Source organism: Neptunitalea lumnitzerae (assembly GCF_027924185.1).
Classification (GTDB): domain Bacteria; phylum Bacteroidota; class Bacteroidia; order Flavobacteriales; family Flavobacteriaceae; genus Neptunitalea; species Neptunitalea lumnitzerae.
In genome coordinates this window covers 1208285-1228300 of the sequence record NZ_BRVO01000001.1, presented here as the reverse complement: position 1 = coordinate 1228300, position 20016 = coordinate 1208285, and the positions used below count along the sequence as shown (strand labels likewise).

Sequence of the window (20016 nt, the reverse complement as noted above, 5' to 3'; positions counted from 1 at the left end):
ATAATACCCCAGTAATACTGATAAATGTCGTTCTTTAAGAACAAGATTATTTTCCGTCATCCTGATGTTCAGAAACATCTTTCTGTAAATCAAGTTTTCGTAAAGGTGGTATCATTCCTGCCATACCTACAACCGTTAATAGCGTCATACAGCCACCAAAAATAACTGCTACTACCGTACCCATTAACTTGGCGGTAAAACCACTTTCAAACGATCCCATTTCGTTAGATGAACTAATAAATATTGAATTTACAGATGCTACCCTACCACGCATATGGTCTGGCGTACGTAATTGTAGAATTGTTTGTCGTATCACCATGGAAATACCATCGGTTACTCCACTTAAAAACAAAGCAAAAACAGACAAGTAAAAATTGGTAGATACCCCAAACATGATAATGCTAACCCCAAAACCAAAAACTGCAATTAATAGTTTTTTCCCGGTATTCTTATATAACGGTAAAAAGGCACAAATAACCATGGTTATAAGCGCTCCCACGGCGGGTGCTGCCTCTAAAATACCGAAACCTTTAGAACCTACCTTTAAAATATCTTCGGCAAAAATTGGCAGTAAGGCACGCGCCCCACCAAACAATACAGCAAACATATCTAAAGCCAATACTCCTAATATAATTTTATTGGTTAACACAAATTTTAGACCCTCTGCCAAACTGTAAAAAACCGACTCTTTCTGCTCTGTAGCGGTAGTATTTTTTACGGGTAGTGCTCGTTTTTTAATCATTAGCGCAAAAAGAAATGCTACCAACACACAGAAAAAAACAATAGCTAAAGCTCCATGCGTACCTAACAAATGGATGGTAAAACCACCAGCTGCTGCACCACAAAGCAAACTTACCTGACGTATAGAACTATTCCAAGTAGCTGCATTCGGGTATATTTTTCTTGGTACTATGAGCCCCAATAAGGCAAATACGGTAGGCCCCACAAAAGAGCGTACAAAGCCCCCTAAAAAAACACAACCATAAATACCATACAATATGTAGTTACTAGGCCAATTACTATTTATAGCTGGCCATGTTAACAGAAACATAGCCAAACTTATTACACTAAACCCTGCAATTACTTTTAAAAGCAATCCGCGTTTTTCATTACTATCTACCAAATGTCCCGCAAATAACGCCATACATACTGCAGGTATTACCTCTACCAAACCAACATAACCAAGTGATAAAGGGTCTTTTGTAAGGTGATATACTTCCCACTGTATAATTACAAATTGCATGGTCCATGCAAAAATTAAGGCGAATCTAATGGTTAGAAAAACATTAAATTCTTTATAGCGTAAGGCCGCAAATGCGTCGTGTTTCTCCATGAAGTGAATTTACTAACAATAAAGGAAGAAAAGTAGCTATTTTTTAAATGAGGAGAATCAATATTTTTAATTTTTAGCCACTTCCTCTAAATACAATTCTAACTGTATTCTAAACAGAGCTCCATGTATCAAATCTTCTATCTCTTCTAACTCTTCAAAACTAATAGCCACATCTAACTGCTTTAAAGGCGTTCTTAACAATAATGATCGGCAATCACCATAACAGCCAAAACCACAATCTGCTATACTGTCGCGGGTATCGGCTACACATTGTTTAAACTCTTTAAACTCGTTATACGTAAGGTAAAACCCTATATCTCTAAATATTAATTGTATTTTTTCTGAAGTTACTTTTTTAGGCTTCTTCCACATAAAAGCAATTCCAAAATCGTTTCTGTGAAGTATATAAATATTCTTATTCATAAGCATTTGTATCTTGACCTTATCAAAGATACAAATTATTTATACTCATTCTAAATAATAAAATGTTAAAAGCTGTTATTCTATCAGTAGTTTTCTTTTTAGTGAATCTGTTTCACCCACCAACTCTAATACATACAGCCCAGTACTTAACAGACTAACATCTATTTTGTTTTGCACTGCATTAGTAAATTGGTTGTAAACTCTTCTACCACTAGCATCGTAAAGATTAATTTGTTTAAAAATATTCCCCTCTTCAAAATCAATATATAATACATCATTGGCAGGGTTAGGATATATAAATACCTGACTATTATTTACACTTGTTACATTATTTATACATGCTTTATCCATCATTGCCTCTTGAGAACAATAGCCTCCCAAGGTACTTCTTAAATGGATGTCTACTCCACCATCAATATCATATACACTTAAAGTTCTATTTACCTCGCCTTGAGTTATTGCATAATGCATTACTTCTTGGGTATCTATAACATGGTTTAACAATCTTCCATGTCCTAATTCATGCAGCGCAATGCTTTCAAAATCAAATTCACTTAAAGAAGGATTATTTTGACTAAAATTCCAATTGGTAGCATCATCAAAGCGCAAATCCATTTCTGTAACATACCAATCTATTCCACTCCCAGAAAAACACCCAGAACTTCTCACGGTACATCTTCCTAAAATACCTACTGGCAATTCATTTCCATTATCAAAACGTACCAAGCTTATTCCATCGGTGGCTGTTGTATTCAGGTTGGTAGTTACCCCTAATTTCCAATTCATTTGAGTTCCACATGTCCACGCTTCTAAAGCATCTTTAAAACTATTAAAAGCCTCGGAATTAGAAGCAAAACTGCTATTCAATTGAAAAAGATACCCCCCATTATCTACACTGATATGCTGATTGGGATAAGACACTAAATCACCCGGATTAACAGCATCGCTAATAACATTAGTTTCTGCATATACTATATCCAATGCATCTAACGAATTCATACTACTACCACTACTGGTTTGTATCTGAACTAAACCACTACCAGCAAATGCGGGAACTTCAACCTTTATCTCAGTATTAGACCAACTTAAAATTTGAGAATCTAAAGCTGTATAAGTTGTTAATCCGCCTGTATTTGAATCTTTAAATTTTACAAACCCTTGAGTATTTCCAAAACCAGTACCGTTAATAGTAATCACTGTGGCTGTACCCGCCGTAACATTTAAAGGCTGTAATTGAGTTATAGCTAACGGACCCTGTGGTGCCGCTGTAGCATCTGTTGCACCAGCTTTACCTGCTGTAACCACATTGTATTTTACACCGGTTAATTGCATGATATTTGCATACAAAGTAGCAATACCTTTTACTTGCGTATTACTATTAGCAGCCGCATCTAAATAGCTATTGTACTGGTAAAACCCTTGTAAATCACTATACACTTCGTATATCGGAAAACCAAAATCTATGGAAAAAGTGACCTGACTAGGTTGTAACATAAACATCCCTACATCTTGTTTACTTAAATGCAATGCAGGAAATACTTCTTCGCTATTTAAACCTACAGTACCACCCGCAGTTACTACTTGAATAGTAGATGGCACCAAGCCTTTAAATTTCTTAATTACCTCTACGGTATGTAACGTATAAATATTATCTTGGTTAGCATCCCAAAAACTCTCACTATGTAAAATCTTACCTTCTACTATTGTAGAGGCTGCAGCTACCTGATTTTCTAAAGTAATTCTGGAAGTTAACTGTGCATACACCCCTGTACTAAATAGGAAAGCACACAGCAAATAAAGGACTGTACAAAGCTTCTGAGTTTGGGTGTTGGCTATCATAGGTATCGCTATTATCTCATAAATGTATACGAGAAAAAATCGGTATTGGTTTTCAGTTAGTTACCAAATATAAGATTTTTTTACGCGTAATTACAAATGAAACATTCTTAACATCAAAAACTTAACATTGAGAATTAGACACTTTATTTGTTAAAACCCTAAGCTTAATACAACATGAACCTTATTACTTATTTTATATACCTTAAACTACGTCTACCCCTAAAAACCTACCTCAAATCTTTAATCAACCTATTAAATCTATCTATAAAAAGACTAAAATAATTACAATTAGAATATACCGTTTCAAAATCTAAAAGTCCGAATATTTCAGGGTTATGAGATTCGAAATACCCCACTTTTTGCCCCCTTAGAAATTCTTTAGGCTCTTCGATTAACATAGAATCCTCAACTTGTTCTACAGTAGTATTATATTTAGCATTAAAAGTTTTAATATCTGCCAAAATCAATGCTTCTATTTCATAGATATTTAAAAGGTATATCCCCTTTCTATCTACAACACTATTAAAATTAGTAAAATAATCATCCCTAATAGTTCTTTGATGACTATTACTAGCGAGCCCATCTAAATCTCTAACAAAAATTACAACATCAATGGCATTTCCTTTTCGCTTTTCAAACTCATACTCGTTTCGTAGTAACCTTTTTGTTTTTTGAGAATCCAAATCGCTACCATTTGTTCTATTCAGTAAGGGTATAAAATCAAAACCCGAATCATACTTTCTTGAAAGCAAATTTGCTATTGAATCCGTATCATTGGGAGCTTCCCCTACTAATGCTATTACCATAACTATTATTCTTCTAGATCTGAATACTTCCAATAATCACTTAAATAGTCATCCTCCATGTATAGCTGCGCCTTTTCTTTTTCCTCTTCACTTAAGTGTCTCATTAAAGTTCTCTTCTCCTCTAAACTATAAGAAGCAATAATTATTCTGTCCAATTCAGTTTTATCTAAAACATCTAACACCATTGGAGAATGTGTGGTTATAATAATTTGCTTATTTAAAGACTCTTCCTTTAAAAATTGGAGTAAATTCATCAACTGATGCGGATGTAAGCCTAACTCTGGTTCTTCCAATAAAATAATCTTATTGCGATTATCAATATTAAAATTAACTCCTACATCATCTTTCATTTTAATTTCACCCTTGTATTTTAAACTATTACATTCTGAAATAATATAAAATAATCTTTTAGTTCCATCTGACAGACTAGAAAAAGGCAACCAATTGTTATTTACATAAAATTCAAGAAATAAATTATTTAAACTAAGTAAATCATTAGAATCATCAAAAAAAAGATTCAAATTCTCAGATAATCTGACATCTTGAATTAATGTAAATCTTTTTAACTTCTCTTTAATACTTTTAAAAAAAACTTCACCTGTTTCTCTAATAGTACTTTTCACCAATTCTATATTTTTTAATCCATGATCTTTAGGTAACCCTATTGAATTAAAAAAAAATGAAAGGGATAAATCAGATACAAAAGAAGGCGTCTCTCTAGATTTTCTTAAAAGTGGCAACATACCCTTGTACCGATTCCCTTCATAAACGTTAAAGTTCCAAGGATGATTAACCAGATCATATTCAGAAGGAACACCATGTTTTATCAACACCCTATTTACTTTATATTCATTAGATATAACATCTAGAGGTTCCACCATTTTATTATTAACTAGGTAGTAAGCAGTCTTACTAACACTCTCACTTAAACTATTTAAATCCTTAATTCTAGTAATTCCTATATCCTGCAAATCTTGACCATTACTATAAGCTCGATACTCATACTCTACACGCCCATTCAAATACACATTTACATCAAAATCAATAACTGGCAATTCCAAATCTTCGAAAATCTCATTCAAAAAAGTCATGAAATTAGTTTTCCCAGAGGCATTCTTTCCAATTATAATGTTTAAACCATTTTGTAAAGACACATCCAAATTTTTAATAGTATTAAAACCATTAAGATGTACCTTTTCAATATATGTATTTGTTACTTTATCGCTCACCTTAGTCATAACTTAAATTTAATCAAAAATACTGAAAAAGTAATAGGATACATTACTAATCCTTTACAAACCCTAAAAACCTACCTCAAATCTTTAACCCGTAATTGCAAACTTACGGTACCTTGCCATTCATTTTCATCAATGGTATAAGCAATAGCAAATGGTTTTTTATGGGTGATTAGTTCATATTTATCTCCAAGACCAAAACCTATGCCGGTTAAATTTTTGCGCTCTCCTGGCAAAGGAGCATCCAACACAAAACGCAAATGGTCTCCTGTTTCGCCTACCTTTTTTCCCCAGCCGGTATCGGTTACCTGCTCCGTCATAAACACAGGTGTCATATTTCCGGGACCAAAAGGTGCAAATTGTTTTATAATTCGGTAAAACTTCGCATTAATAGCCTCTAGCGGTATTACCTCATCAATAGTAATTTCTGGGGTTAGCAGCTTAGTATCTATTGTTTCTTTTACTACCGCTTCAAACTTAGCTTTAAAGACATCGTATTGTTCTGGCAACAAGGTGAGTCCTGCCGCATATTTGTGTCCACCAAACTGTTCAATGCAATCAGCACAGGCCTCCAGAGCATTATATACATCAAACCCTGGTACCGAACGTGCCGAAGCCGCTAACTTCTCACCACTTTTAGTAAACACCAAAGTAGGCCTAAAATAGGTTTCTGTTAGCCTACTAGCTACAATACCTATTACCCCCTTGTGCCAACTTTCATCATACACAACACTAGTACTATTGTTTTCTTCCTTTAGGTCTTGTATTTGCGCTAAGGCCTCCTGTGTAATTTGTTCATCTAAACTACGGCGGTTGGCATTGTACTCTTCAATATCCTTCGCAAAAAATGTAGCCTGAGCTTCATCTGTTTCTGTAAGCAAGTTTACTGCGTGTTGCCCATGTTCCATACGCCCTGCTGCATTTATTCGTGGGGCAATAATAAATACCACATCGGTAACGGTAAGTTCTTTTTTCTTCAGCTCCCCAATAAGTGCTTTAATCCCAACTCGGGGTTGCGAATTAATTACTTTAAGTCCGTAATAACACAGCACTCTATTTTCTCCAGTAATAGGCACAATATCTGCCGCTATAGCCGTAGCAACTAAATCTAAATACGGAATTAAATCGGTAATGGTTTGTTCCCTATTTGCAGCTAAGGCTTGTATTAACTTAAACCCAACACCACAACCACATAGCTCATCATACGGGTAATTACAATCTTCTTGTTTAGGGTCTAGCACAGCAACCGCATCGGGTACCGTAGCTCCCGGACGGTGGTGATCGCATATTACAAAATCAATCCCTTTTTCTTTGGCGTAGGCTACTTTTTCAACTGCTTTAATACCACAGTCTAAGGCAACAATTAAGGTTACCTCATTATCATAAGCAAAATCAATCCCTTGGTAACTTACCCCATAACCTTCATTATATCTATCTGGTATATAGGTAGCCACTGCAGGGTAAATACTTAACAAGTAACTACTCATTAACGATACCGCTGTGGTACCATCTACATCATAATCTCCGTATACTAATATGTGTTCTCCATTCGCAATGGCTTCTTCAATACGGGCTACCGCCTTTTCCATATCTTTCATCAGGTATGGATCGTGAAGATGACTTAATTGCGGACGAAAAAAATCTTTAGCTGCTTCAAAGGTTTCAATACCACGTTGCACCAATAAGGTAGCCACAAAAGTATCTACCCCTAAAGCTTGTTGCAAATGCTGTACCTTATCTGCATCAGGTTTGGGTTGAAGTTTCCAACGCATAGGTGCGCTCTTTATTTTTTAGCAGGTTTGTAATTAATATTAATAGTAACCTCAGCAAACTGTCTAAACATTTCCATAACGCCACAGTATTTATCTACTGATAAGTCAACTGCTTTTTTCAGCTTCTTTTCGTCTAGGTTATCTCCGTAGAAATTATAGTCAATACTCACCTTATTATAATACTTTGGGTGCTCTTCGGTAAGTTCTGCATTGGTAACAATATCTAACTCTTCTACCTCTAGCTTCATTTTTTTTATTAACGATGCTATATCTAAACCACTACAACCAGCTAAAGCAGACAACATAAGTGCCTTAGGTCTGTATCCTTCTCCATGTCCGCCACTTTCTTCTCCAGCATCAATAGTTAAGTTTAAACCACTTGGGTTATCACTTTCAAATTTCATATCGCCCAACCACTTGGTTGTTACTGTATTCTTCATAGTGCAAAGTATTTTATTTGTAATAGCGAAGTTACGGAATAAAATTGGCAGTAGCTTACTATAAACCTTACCGCCCACTTTTTCAAACCGTTAAAAAAACACGGTGTAATCTTCTAATTTTGTATCTTTAAAAAGAAAGCTTTTTATAAATGAGGTGCATTCCCTCATTCAAATGCCATGTTCCCTAACTGTAGGTTTTAAAGTATACATACAGCTATTAGTTTTAGTGTAACAAAAATATAACTCGTATGAAAACAACATCAATTACCACAAGCGCGATAAAAACTTTAGGTGTTTTTATTTTATTTATGTGCATGGGTTGCCTAACAAACACCCTACAGGCACAAACCACTGAACGTACTGTTACCGGAAAGGTATCTGCTGCCGATGGCCCGTTAGAAAATGTAGGCATCTCATTAAAAGGTTCTACAGAAGGTACCGTAACCGACAAAAATGGAGCCTTTACTTTTCCTAAAAAACTAAGTACAGGTGATGTACTGGTAATAAGTTATTTGGGTTTTAAAACTCAGGAGATAAAATTAAAAGACGACACCAGCTTTATTGAAGTTACTTTAGAAGAAGAATATGTAACATTTACCGGAGCACCTAACTCTGAGAAACCTTATAAATCTAAACGATCTAAAGAGTAAGGATGTATTCATGAAAATTTTCTATTGTTTTACGCTCCTTTTTATATTTCAGGCGCAGGCACAAAAAAGCGACTTTGCCCATATAGACTTTAAAAAGGCAGACAGCTTAGCTCTTGTTTATAAAAACGAGCGTTTAACAAACATCCCACAACTTACAGAGAAACTTACCGCTAACTTAGATACCGATGTAGAACGTTTCCGAGCGCTTTATAAATGGGTTTGTATAAACATTGCTAACGATTATGGGTTGTATGCCCGTAATATGGGCAAACGCCACCAATTTAAAAACAATCCTGAAAAGCTAACTAAATGGAACCAAAAGTTTAAACACATAGCCATTCAACAACTTATTAAAAAGCATCGTACCATTTGTACCGGCTATTCTTACCTATTACAACAATTAGCCCAACAGGCTCAAATACCTTGCGAAATTGTAAATGGTTATGCCCGCACCAGTACTATTGATGTGGATAAACTTACCGCACCCAACCACTCATGGAATGCTGTTTACTTAAATGAAAAATGGTATTTGTGCGATCCTACTTGGGCAGCAGGCATTCCTAATCCAGCTACGAATTACTTTATGTTTAAATATAACGATGGTTTCTTTTTGGCTGAACCAGAACTAATGGCTATCAATCATTATCCTGAAGACCCCAGATGGTTATTACTTGAAAACACCACGACCAATTTTAATACGTTTTTAAAAACACCTCAGCTTTACGGAAGTGCCTACAGCAATTTGGCATTGTATTGCTCGCCTGAAAAAATGCGATATGACATTAAAAAAAATGAACATTTCAGCTACTCCTTACAACTTTTAGATTCGGTAACCGTAGATAAGGTAACGCTAGCTATTGACAATGGTAGCAGTACCTTTGAGGTAGCACCAGAATCTTTTAGCGTTCATCGCAACACGCTACATATAGACTACATTTTTAAGCATCGTGGTTTTTACGATGTACATCTTTATATTAACGATGCCCTTATCTCTACACATACCGTAAAAGTTGTGAATTAATTTATTTGATGCATGGGCTAATTTTTTGTTATTTTAAGACTTAAAATAATAAGACTATGTACACCGTTACAGGAAACCTTGTAGACATTACAAACAAAACTACCTATGCAGCTCAAGTAACCATTAAGGAAGGAAAAATAGAGCGTGTAGAAAAAATAGATGCCACCGTGTCTAATTACATTCTACCCGGCTTTGTAGATGCTCATATACATATAGAAAGCTCAATGCTAGTACCTTCTGAGTTTGCACGTTTGGCGGTTATTCATGGTACTGTGGGTACTATTTCAGACCCGCATGAAATTGCTAATGTTTTAGGCGTACCAGGTGTACAATTTATGATAGAAAACGGGAAAAAAGTACCCTTCAAATTTCACTTTGGGGCTCCTTCATGTGTGCCGGCTACAAATTTTGAAACCGCCGGTGCCGTCATTGACTCCGATGGCATTAAAGAGTTATTAGCATCTCCAGATATTTATTATTTGGCAGAAATGATGAATTATCCCGGAGTTTTATTTGATGATGAAGAAGTACTTAAAAAAATAGCATGGGCTAAACACTACAACAAACCAGTAGATGGGCACGCGCCCGGACTCATGGGAGACGATGCTAAAAAATATGCTTCGGCTGGTATTACTACCGACCATGAATGTTTTACCTACGAAGAGACAAAAGGAAAATTAGAGTTGGGCATGAAAATATTGATACGAGAAGGAAGTGCCGCTAAAAACTTTAATGCTTTAATTCCACTATTGGCTGATAACTACAAAAACATGATGTTTTGTTCAGACGACAAACACCCAGATGATTTGGTATTAGGGCACATAAACCAACTTTGTGCAAGAGCTGTAGCCTACGGTGTAGATGTTTATAAAGTATTACAAGCAGCCTGCATAAACCCGGTGAAACATTACAACATGAACATTGGACTGTTGCAAGAAGGTGATGCCGCCGATTTTATTATTGTAGAAGACTTAAAAGATTTTAAAGTTTTAGAAACGTATATAAATGGTACGGTAGTAGCTAAAGAAGGTACTTCAGATATTCATCCTGTTGCTTTTGATACACCTAATAATTTCAACACTTCTTTAAAAACAGTTTCCGACTTTACCTTAAGTGCAGCAACAACCAACCCAATTAGAGTAATTGAAGCCTTAGATGGAGAGCTTATTACCAACGAAATTCACTGCACCCCAAAGGTGGTAAACGGTAATTTGGTATCGGATACAGAAAACGACATTCTAAAAATGACGGTGGTAAATAGGTACAGCAACACACCTCCAGCCATTGCTTTTATTAAAAATTTTGGTTTAAAAGAAGGTGCTATAGCAGGTTCTGTTGGGCACGATAGCCATAACATTATTGCTGTAGGAACTTCAGACGAAGCCCTATGCAAAGCAGTAAATACTATTATTGAAAATACTGGAGGAATTTGTGCTACTGATTCTCATAAGACCACGGTACTTCCTTTACCTGTTGCCGGCATTATTAGTGATAAAGATGGTTGGGAAACGGGCACCTTATATGAAACTGCAGACGCCCATGCCAAAGCATTGGGCAGCACTTTAAAAGCTCCGTTTATGACACTATCGTTTATGGCGTTATTAGTAATACCCGACCTAAAACTATCTGACAAAGGATTATTTAGTGGTAAAAAGTTTGAGTTTACTTCTCTAAATGTATAATTTCATCGCAAACAACCCTATAAATTAACCTTATTTTCAGCTATTGAAGTCGAAAAAATAAAAGGAAAACAAAACACTATCATAAAAAAAGGCGCTTTTGATAAAATCAAAAACGCCTTTTTAGTATCAACTAAACAAGGTACAATTCTAAATTACATTCCGGTTCTAATAGCCTCCACAGGATCTAATCTTGAAGCTTGAAATGCCGGAATAATTCCGGAAACCAATCCAATAACTATTGCTATTACTCCACCAAAAATGATATTTCCAAAAGACAGCACAAACTCAAAAGAGTCACCCACCAATGAGCTAGCAATAAGAGTAGCTATCCAAACTAAGAAAATCCCAGCAGCACCACCAATTAAACACAAAACAATAGCTTCAAACAAAAATTGGAATAAAACAAACTGTCGTTTAGCTCCTAAAGACTTTTGAATACCAATTAAATTGGTACGTTCTTTCACACTAACAAACATAATATTAGCAATACCAAAACCACCAACAACAATAGAGAATCCTCCAATAACAGCACCTACTAAAGTTAGCATGGCAATGATTCCGTCAATCAATTCGGTAAACATTGATATCTTATTCAAGAAAAAGTCATCAGGATCTTCAAACTTCAACCCTCTTTTAGCTCTTAACTTTTGTGTTAGCACCTCTTCAAACGCTGCCGGATCGGCACCCTTCACAGGGCGCAGAGCAATAGCCGCAGGGATACCCTCGGCACCACCATTTGTAAAGCTCCTCACAAAATTAGCAGGTAAAAACACTTTTTCATCAGGAGAATCTCCCATACCCTCTCCAAACTTCTTTAACACTCCTATCACTGTTAGTTTTCTACCAAAAACACGTATTACAGTCCCCATTGGGTTACTACTTCCATATAGGTTTTCTGCTAAGGTATTTCCCAACACAACCACTGGCGCACCGGTTACAGACTCTACCTCTGAAAAGAAACGTCCGTTATCAATTTTTACATTTTCAATTTCTGCAATATCGTTAGTAGCCGCCACTACAGGCACTCCGCTAATGGTTTTCCCTTGGTATTTCACCGATTCATTCAATCCAAAAATGGTATAACTAATAGCATCAATATCTCCAACATTACGTTGCAAATACTCAAACTCTTCATAAGTTACCTGCGGAAAATTATCACGTCGCCAAGTAGGCACCTCTGTAGGACCAAAGCTATATTTGGTTAAATACATGGTATTTTTATCAATACCAGACAAACTCTCTTTTATATTTCGCTCTAAAGAGTCTACCGCAGCCAACACCGCAATAATAGAAAAGATACCTATGGTTACGCCCAGCAACGATAAAAACGTTCGTAATTTATTATTGCGTAATGCATTAATGGCAAAATTGAAACTCTCTCCAAAAACGCGAAAATAGATTAGCATATGTTACAATTTTAACACTGCAGAGCAGTATATTTTTAAAAAACTTTTTTTTATCCTTTAAAGTTCCTATAATGTTGCACTTACCTGAATTAAGCACTATTATATTCAGTAAAAAAAATTACTTTTGCACTTTATTATTAATTACAAATGGATACAGTAAAAAAAATATCATCAGCATTAATTTCAGTATTTAATAAAGACGGATTAGCACCTATCGTACAAAAGCTTGACGAACTTGGCGTTACCATCTATTCAACAGGTGGAACCGAAAAATTCATCAATGACCTTGGTATTAGTGTGGTTCCTGTAGAAAATGTTACAAGTTACCCATCAATTTTAGGAGGTAGAGTAAAAACTTTACACCCAAAGGTTTTTGGAGGTATCTTAAACAGACAAGACAATCCGCAGGATTTAGAAGAACTAGCGCAATATGAAATTCCACAAATTGATGTTGTGATTGTAGATTTATATCCATTTGAAAAAACCGTAGCAAGCGGAGCTTCTGAGCAGGATATTATTGAAAAAATTGACATAGGAGGTATTTCTCTTATTCGTGCAGCTGCTAAAAACTTTAAAGACACTGTTTGTATTTCTTCTATGGAAGATTACGCTGAATTCTTAGAAGTAATTACTAAAAACGAAGGAGCTACCACACTAGCAGAAAGAAAACGTTTTGCTACAAAATCTTTCGGAGTATCGTCTCACTATGATACAGCTATCTTTAACTACTTCAACTCAGAAAAAGAAGAAGTAGTATTTAAAGTAAGTGAGCACCAAGGACAAGCATTACGTTACGGAGAAAACCCACACCAAAAAGGGTTCTTCTTTGGAGATTTTGATGCTATGTTTGATAAATTACACGGTAAAGAATTATCATATAACAACTTATTAGATGTAGACGCAGCAGTTAACTTAATCAATGAGTTTGTAAATGACGATCCTACCTTTGCTATTTTAAAACACAACAACGCTTGTGGTGTTGCAACAAGAGCTACTGTTAAACAAGCGTATTTAGATGCCCTAGCAGGAGACCCTGTTTCTGCATTTGGTGGTATTTTAATTACCAATAAAGAAATAGACGCTGCAACTGCAGAAGAAATCCATAGCTTATTCTGTGAAGTAGTTATTGCACCTTCGTATAGCGAAGAAGCTTTAGAAATATTAAAAGGTAAGAAAAACAGAATTCTATTAATTCAAAAAACAAATGAATTACCAGAATCTAATGTTAGAACTTGCCTTAACGGGGTTTTAGTTCAAGACAAAGACACCATTACAGACACTAAAGATATTTTAACATACAGAACTAACAATAAACCATCTGAAACCGAGTTAGATGATTTACTGTTTGCTTCTAAAATTTGTAAGCACACTAAGTCTAATACCATAGTATTGGTTAAAAACGGACAACTTTGTGCTAGCGGAACAGGGCAAACAAGTCGTGTAGATGCTCTTAGACAAGCTATTGAAAAGGCAAAATCTTTTGAATTTGACTTAAATGGAGCTGTAATGGCAAGTGATGCTTTCTTCCCATTCCCTGATTGTGTAGAGATTGCCGGAAATGAAGGAATCACTAGTGTTATTCAACCAGGAGGATCTATTAAAGATGAATTAAGTATTGATTACTGTAACAACCACAATATTTCAATGGTATTTACAGGAGTTAGACATTTTAAACATTAATTTTACTACCTTTATAAATAAGGTAAACACAATAAAAAAAACGAGAAAAAGGATACATGGGATTTTTTGATTTCTTTACCGAGGAAATTGCTATTGACCTTGGTACAGCAAACACCTTGATTATTCACAACGATAAAGTGGTGGTGGATAGCCCGTCTATTGTAGCACGGGACAGAGTTACGGGAAAAATAATTGCGGTTGGAAAAGAAGCCAATTTAATGCAAGGTAAAACCCATGAGAATATAAAAACAATAAGACCACTAAAAGATGGTGTAATTGCAGACTTTGACGCATCGGAGCAAATGATTAATCGTTTGATTAAAAGTATCCCTGCGTTAAAGAAAAAGATATTACCACCTTCTCTTAGAATGGTTATATGTATACCTTCCGGAATTACAGAAGTAGAAATGCGTGCTGTAAAAGAATCTGCAGAACGTGTTAACGGAAAAGAAATATATCTTATTCACGAACCTATGGCAGCAGCCATAGGTATCGGGATAGATACCATTCAACCTAAAGGAAACATGATTGTTGACATAGGGGGTGGTACTACCGAAATTGCAGTAATTGCCTTAGGGGGTATTGTATGCGATAAATCGGTTAAAATTGCAGGAGACGTTTTCACCAACGATATTATTTACTACATGCGTACGCAACACAACTTATACATTGGTGAAACAACTGCTGAAAAAGTAAAAATCAACATCGGATCGGCTACTGATGATTTAGAAATGCCGCCAGATGAAATGTCTATTCAAGGTAGAGACTTGTTAACAGGAAAACCTAAACAAGTAATGATATCGTACCGTGAAATAGCCAAAGCTTTAGATAAATCTATTCTTCGTATAGAAGATGCGGTAATGGAAACCTTATCGCAAACACCACCAGAACTTGCAGCCGATATTTATAATACGGGTATTTATTTAGCCGGTGGAGGTTCTATGCTTAGAGGTTTAGACAAACGTATTTCACAAAAAACTGACCTTCCTGTGTACATTGCAGAAGACCCACTAAGAGCGGTTGTTAGAGGTACAGGTATTGCTTTGAAAAATTTAGACAGATTTAAAAACATCTTAATAAAATAATAGTATTTGAATGCGGCAGATAATCATTTTTATTGTTAGAAATAAAAACTTTTTGCTATTTCTGCTGCTTTTCTGTTTTTCTTTAGGAATTACTATTCATTCTCATATTTTTCACCGAAGTACTTTTATAAACTCTGCTAATTTTATTAGTGGCGGTGTTTACGGTACTGTGACAAATATTTCTGATTACTTTTCATTAAAAACCTATAATAACAGGCTTATTGATGAGAACATTAGATTGCGAGAGGAATTACTAAAAAATGGTATTTCTGAAATTGATAGTACAGTAACCTCTTCTACTGATAGTACAACCAATTATGTATTACACAGAGCAGAAGTATACAAAAACAGCTATAAAGCACCTAAAAACTACCTGCTAATTAACAAAGGCTCTCACCAAGGTATTAAAGAAGATATGGGAGTTATTACCTCTGGCGGTATTATAGGTATTGTAGAAAACACTTCTGCAAATTATGCTGTGGTTCAATCGGTTTTAAATACCAATTCCCAAATCAATGCTTCCCTTAAAAACACCAACCATTTTGGTACGTTAAGTTGGAACGAAAAAAAGGATTATAGAAAAGTACAATTAACAGACATCCCTAAGCAAGCCAATATAAAAATAGGAGACACTATTATTACTGGTGGTATGTCTTCTATCTTTCCTAAAGGTATTTTAGTAGGTACTGTTGAAAAGTTTACGTTTAACCAATCTGGTAATGCTTATATCATTGATGTAAAATTAAACAATGATATGACCAACGTTGGTTATGTATACATTATAGAAAATAAAGATAAAAACGAAATAGAACAACTCCTAGAAACTACTGAAAATGAATAATGCCGTTCTATTACAAAGCGTACGTTTTATTGTATTGGTGTTGCTACAAGTAACACTCTTAAACACTATTAATTTATCGCAATATATCAATCCGTATCTATACATTCTTTTTATCATTACCTTTCCTATTAGCGATAAAGATAATAGGCTACTATTTATTTTCTTATCGTTTTTATTAGGCCTATCTGTAGATTTATTTAGCGACAGCGGTGGTGCACATGCAGCCGCAAGTGTACTTATAGGCTACCTTAGAAAACCTTATATGCGTTTTTCTTTTGGGGTAAGTTACCAACAACAAGGACAAAAAATTGCACAGTCACCATTTTCTCAAAGATTGATTTATATCTCCTTGATGATTTTAACACATCACCTTACCTTATTTTTTATTGAGAGTTTTAGCTTTGCAAATATGATGTATGTGATTCAGAAAACTTTATTATCCAGTATACTTACATTGGTACTAATTTTGTTTTCTATCTCCATGTTCAAGAAAAAACAATAAGATATGCGAAGAATTGCTTTATCTGCGTTTATTTTAGTATTGGCTATTACTTTTTTTAGCCGTCTATTGTACTTGCAGGTGCTAGATGATGAGGTGAGTTATGGTTTTTTAGATGACATTGCAATTGACTCCAAATACCACTATCCTGAAAGAGGATATGTCTACGACAGAAATGGCAAGTTAATGGTGAGTAATGCCCCTGCGTATGATATTATGGTGATACCTAGAAATGTTACCAAAGTTGATACGCTAGAGCTTTGCAAACTGCTTGATATTACAAGAGAAGAGTTTGACAATAGAATGAATAAAGCTATTCGCTACTCTCCTAAATTACCTTCTGTAATTGTACAACAGCTCAGCAAAAAAGAATATGCCGGTATTCAAGAGAAAATGCGCAAATTCCCAGGGTTTTATGTACAGAAACGTATGCTACGTGACTATCAAACAACGTCTGGCGCTAATGTATTGGGGTATATTTCTGAAGTAAACGATTGGGAAACCAAAAATAAAAAAGGATACCAACAAGGAGAACTTATTGGTAGAAGCGGTGTAGAAAAAGTATACGAAGATGATTTACGTGGTAAAAAAGGCGTAAACTTTATTCAAAAGGATATTTATAACCGAGTTATAGGTCCGTACAAAAACGGGCGTTACGATACGCTCCCCGTACAAGGTAGAGACCTTACCATTACCATTGACGAAACCTTGGAATCTTATGGGGAACAACTAATGGTAAACAAACGAGGTGGTATTGTGGCTATTGACCCAAAGAGTGGTGAAATACTTGCTTTGGTAAGTGCTCCTTACTACGATCCTGACCTTTTAGTAGGTAGAAAACGTTCTAAAAACTACACCAAATTATATAACGACTCTATTGCAAAACCCTTATTTGACCGAGGTTTATTAGCCGAGTACCCACCAGGTTCTCCGTTTAAACTTATCAATGGGTTAATTGCTCTTGAAGAGGGCGTTATAGACCAAAATACTAAAGTTACTTGCTACCATGGCTACCATTATGGTAGAAACAGATTTATGGCATGTCACTGCCCTAGCGGTACGGTAAACAATCTTAAAAATGGTATTACCAGAAGTTGTAATGCTTATTTTGCTAATGCTTACCGTAAAACTATTGAAAAATATCCAACTGCTGCCGAAGGTATGCAAGTATGGTCTGACCACGTGAAAAGTTTTGGCCTAGGAGATTATTTACATAACGACCTTGCCACTGGTAGAAAAGGTAAAATACCCGATAGTGCCACCTACAACCGCATGTATGGTAAACACCGTTGGTTTGCTACTAATAGCATCTCTAACTCTATTGGACAAGGAGAAATTTTAACTACTCCTATTCAGTTGGCTAATGTGGCAGCTATCATAGCCAACAGAGGGCATTATTATACGCCTCACATTATTAAAGAAATCAACAACCAACCTATTACCGACGAGAATTTTACCAAACCTAAATACACCTCTATAGCCGCTGAACATTACGATGCTATTATAGAAGGAATGTTTGAGGTATATAATTCTAATATTGGTACAGCTAGAGGGGCTCGCATTGCTGGTATTAATATTGGTGGTAAAACCGGTACCGCAGAAAATTTTACCGTAATAGACGGTAAGCGATACCAATTAAAAGATCACTCTATTTTTATAGCATTTGCACCTATTGAAGACCCGCAAATTGCAGTAGCTGTTTTTGTTGAAAATGGTTATTGGGGTTCTACCTATGCTGCCCCTATTGCTTCTTTAATGATTGAGAAGTATATTCATGGTGAAATATCTAGAACAGACCTTGAAAAACGAATGCTAAACAGTAGTTTAGAAGACGAATACAACAAATATTTAAACCCTGAAGGCCTTACCGACAAAGACGAATGAGCAGTACCGTAGTAAAAAAAATAGATTGGTTAAGTATTCTAATTTATGTTCTTCTGGTTTTATTTGGCTGGGTAAACATTTACTCTGCTTCTGTACCCTTAGATGAAATTGAACAATTCAATATTGATAGCGTTTACGGCAAACAACTTATATTTATTGGACTAAGCCTTGTTATTATATTATTTGTACTAGCCATTGAAGCTAAGTTTTATGAACGGTTTGCCAGTGTTATTTACATTGTTGCAATGATATCGTTAGCCGGACTTTTTATATTAGGTAAAAATGTAAATGGTGCTAGAGCTTGGTATGGGATAGGAAGCTTCACAATTCAACCTTCTGAGTTTGCTAAAATAGCTACCTCATTAGCCTTTGCTAAATACCTCAGCGATATACAGACCAATATAAAGCATTGGCAAGACCAATTGAAAGCGTTGATTATTATAGGTATTCCTGCGTTTTTAATACTGCTACAACCAGACCCAGGAAGCACGTTGGTATATAGCATATTTATTTATGTAATGTACAGAGAGGGCTTACCAGGTATTTATATTTTATTAGCGTTATCACTAGCTATTATATTTATTGTTACTATAAAATTTGGCTCGGTAATTACGCTTGTTACCATAGCTTTACTGCTAACCGCATATTATTTTATATTTAGAAAAAGCAGAGACCGAAAGGTAAAAATACTGCCGTTAGTTTTGTTTTTTTTAATGAGTACTACCATCTCTTTAGGCACGCCACTTATTTACAAAAACGTATTTAAACAGCACCACAGAGACCGTTTTAGATTATGGCTACGCCTTGAGCAAAACCCCATAAAACTACAACAGTTAAAAAGAGATATTGGTTATAATACCTACCAATCTGAAACCGCTATTGGTTCTGGTGGCGTATCTGGAAAAGGATTTTTAGAGGGTACACGTACCAGAGGTAATTATGTACCAGAGCAACATACCGACTATATTTTCTCAGTTGTGGGAGAAGAATGGGGACTTTTTGGAACCACTGCAGTAGTCGTATTATTTTCTATACTCATATTACGAATCATCTATTTAGCAGAACGGCAAAAGCTACAGTTTAGTAGAATTTATGGCTATTCAGTAGCCGGAATTATTACCATACACTTTATGGTAAACATAGGTATGGTTATTGGTTTATTACCTACTATTGGTATTCCGTTACCCTTCTTTAGTTATGGAGGTTCTGGCCTGTGGGGCTTTACTATTTTACTTTTTATATTTTTAAAATTAGACGCCAACAGGGTTAATGAGTGGATGTAAAATCAGCCATCCCCACCCATAAACAACTGAATTACAATGCATCTATTAAATATCTATTTTTTAATTAACACGAAAAAACTGTAACATTAATAATGTACACTACTCTAATAGTGGTATCATTACAATCAAAAAAACAG

At 35.4% G+C, this 20016-nt stretch carries 17 protein-coding genes; 9 read left to right on the top strand and 8 right to left on the bottom strand.

All coding sequences use genetic code 11. From position 1 onward, the window contains the following. Positions 1 to 46 precede the first annotated feature (46 nt). From Y10_RS05450 to Y10_RS05420, 7 genes are all read right to left on the bottom strand, one after another. On the bottom strand, positions 47 to 1333 hold the full coding sequence (locus Y10_RS05450) for an MFS transporter (protein ID WP_281764351.1): 1287 nt from the start codon (positions 1331 to 1333) through the stop codon (positions 47 to 49). A 66-nt stretch (positions 1334 to 1399) separates the two neighbouring features. Continuing rightward, complete coding sequence (locus Y10_RS05445) at positions 1400 to 1756, bottom strand: hypothetical protein (protein ID WP_281764350.1); 357 nt, start codon at positions 1754 to 1756, stop codon at positions 1400 to 1402. 75 nt (positions 1757 to 1831) lie between these two features. Continuing rightward, positions 1832 to 3595: a T9SS type A sorting domain-containing protein gene (locus Y10_RS05440; protein ID WP_281764349.1), complete on the bottom strand. Its 1764-nt coding sequence runs from the start codon at positions 3593 to 3595 to the stop codon at positions 1832 to 1834. 227 nt (positions 3596 to 3822) lie between these two features. Next, complete coding sequence (locus Y10_RS05435; RefSeq protein ID WP_281764348.1) at positions 3823 to 4401, bottom strand: hypothetical protein; 579 nt, start codon at positions 4399 to 4401, stop codon at positions 3823 to 3825. Between the two features lie 5 nt (positions 4402 to 4406). Next, positions 4407 to 5639 carry an AAA family ATPase gene (locus Y10_RS05430; RefSeq protein WP_281764347.1) on the bottom strand — a complete coding sequence of 411 codons (1233 nt, stop codon included), beginning with the start codon at positions 5637 to 5639 and terminating at the stop codon, positions 4407 to 4409. A gap of 71 nt (positions 5640 to 5710) precedes the next feature. Next, positions 5711 to 7408, bottom strand: coding sequence for a single-stranded-DNA-specific exonuclease RecJ (gene recJ, locus Y10_RS05425; protein WP_281764346.1), 1698 nt, complete (start codon positions 7406 to 7408; stop codon positions 5711 to 5713). An 11-nt stretch (positions 7409 to 7419) separates the two neighbouring features. After that, positions 7420 to 7848, bottom strand: coding sequence for an OsmC family protein (locus tag Y10_RS05420; protein ID WP_281764345.1), 429 nt, complete (start codon positions 7846 to 7848; stop codon positions 7420 to 7422). 248 nt (positions 7849 to 8096) lie between these two features. On the opposite strand from Y10_RS05420, the gene Y10_RS05415 reads away from it, so the two are divergent. The 3 genes from Y10_RS05415 to ade are packed head-to-tail and all read left to right on the top strand — an operon-like array spanning position 8097 to position 11201. Continuing rightward, positions 8097 to 8498 (top strand): carboxypeptidase-like regulatory domain-containing protein, encoded by a 402-nt coding sequence (locus Y10_RS05415; RefSeq protein WP_281764344.1) that lies wholly within the window; start codon positions 8097 to 8099, stop codon positions 8496 to 8498. Positions 8499 to 8508: 10 nt separating this feature from the next. After that, complete coding sequence (locus Y10_RS05410; protein WP_281764343.1) at positions 8509 to 9519, top strand: transglutaminase domain-containing protein; 1011 nt, start codon at positions 8509 to 8511, stop codon at positions 9517 to 9519. A gap of 56 nt (positions 9520 to 9575) precedes the next feature. Beyond that, on the top strand, positions 9576 to 11201 hold the full coding sequence (ade, locus tag Y10_RS05405; RefSeq protein WP_281764342.1) for an adenine deaminase: 1626 nt from the start codon (positions 9576 to 9578) through the stop codon (positions 11199 to 11201). Between the two features lie 152 nt (positions 11202 to 11353). Here the strand turns inward: ade and Y10_RS05400 are convergent, their stop codons facing one another. Next, entirely contained in the window at positions 11354 to 12607 is a 1254-nt protein-coding gene (locus Y10_RS05400; RefSeq protein WP_281764341.1) for an ABC transporter permease, read from the bottom strand. Positions 12608 to 12754: 147 nt separating this feature from the next. Between Y10_RS05400 and purH the strand changes: the two genes are divergently transcribed. From purH to rodA, 6 genes are read left to right on the top strand one after another with little or no spacing between them, the layout of a single operon-like run. After that, positions 12755 to 14287: a bifunctional phosphoribosylaminoimidazolecarboxamide formyltransferase/IMP cyclohydrolase gene (gene purH, locus Y10_RS05395; RefSeq protein ID WP_281764340.1), complete on the top strand. Its 1533-nt coding sequence runs from the start codon at positions 12755 to 12757 to the stop codon at positions 14285 to 14287. Positions 14288 to 14343: 56 nt separating this feature from the next. Then, positions 14344 to 15372, top strand: coding sequence for a rod shape-determining protein (locus tag Y10_RS05390; RefSeq protein ID WP_281764339.1), 1029 nt, complete (start codon positions 14344 to 14346; stop codon positions 15370 to 15372). A gap of 10 nt (positions 15373 to 15382) precedes the next feature. Then, on the top strand, positions 15383 to 16213 hold the full coding sequence (gene mreC, locus Y10_RS05385; RefSeq protein WP_281764338.1) for a rod shape-determining protein MreC: 831 nt from the start codon (positions 15383 to 15385) through the stop codon (positions 16211 to 16213). Next, complete coding sequence (locus Y10_RS05380) at positions 16206 to 16715, top strand: rod shape-determining protein MreD (RefSeq protein ID WP_281764337.1); 510 nt, start codon at positions 16206 to 16208, stop codon at positions 16713 to 16715. The genes mreC and Y10_RS05380 overlap by 8 nt, the downstream gene beginning before the upstream one ends. A 3-nt stretch (positions 16716 to 16718) precedes the next feature. Then, positions 16719 to 18596, top strand: coding sequence for a penicillin-binding protein 2 (mrdA, locus tag Y10_RS05375; RefSeq protein ID WP_281764336.1), 1878 nt, complete (start codon positions 16719 to 16721; stop codon positions 18594 to 18596). Continuing rightward, positions 18593 to 19879, top strand: coding sequence for a rod shape-determining protein RodA (rodA, locus tag Y10_RS05370; protein ID WP_281764335.1), 1287 nt, complete (start codon positions 18593 to 18595; stop codon positions 19877 to 19879). The genes mrdA and rodA overlap by 4 nt, the downstream gene beginning before the upstream one ends. Positions 19880 to 20016 lie beyond the last annotated feature (137 nt).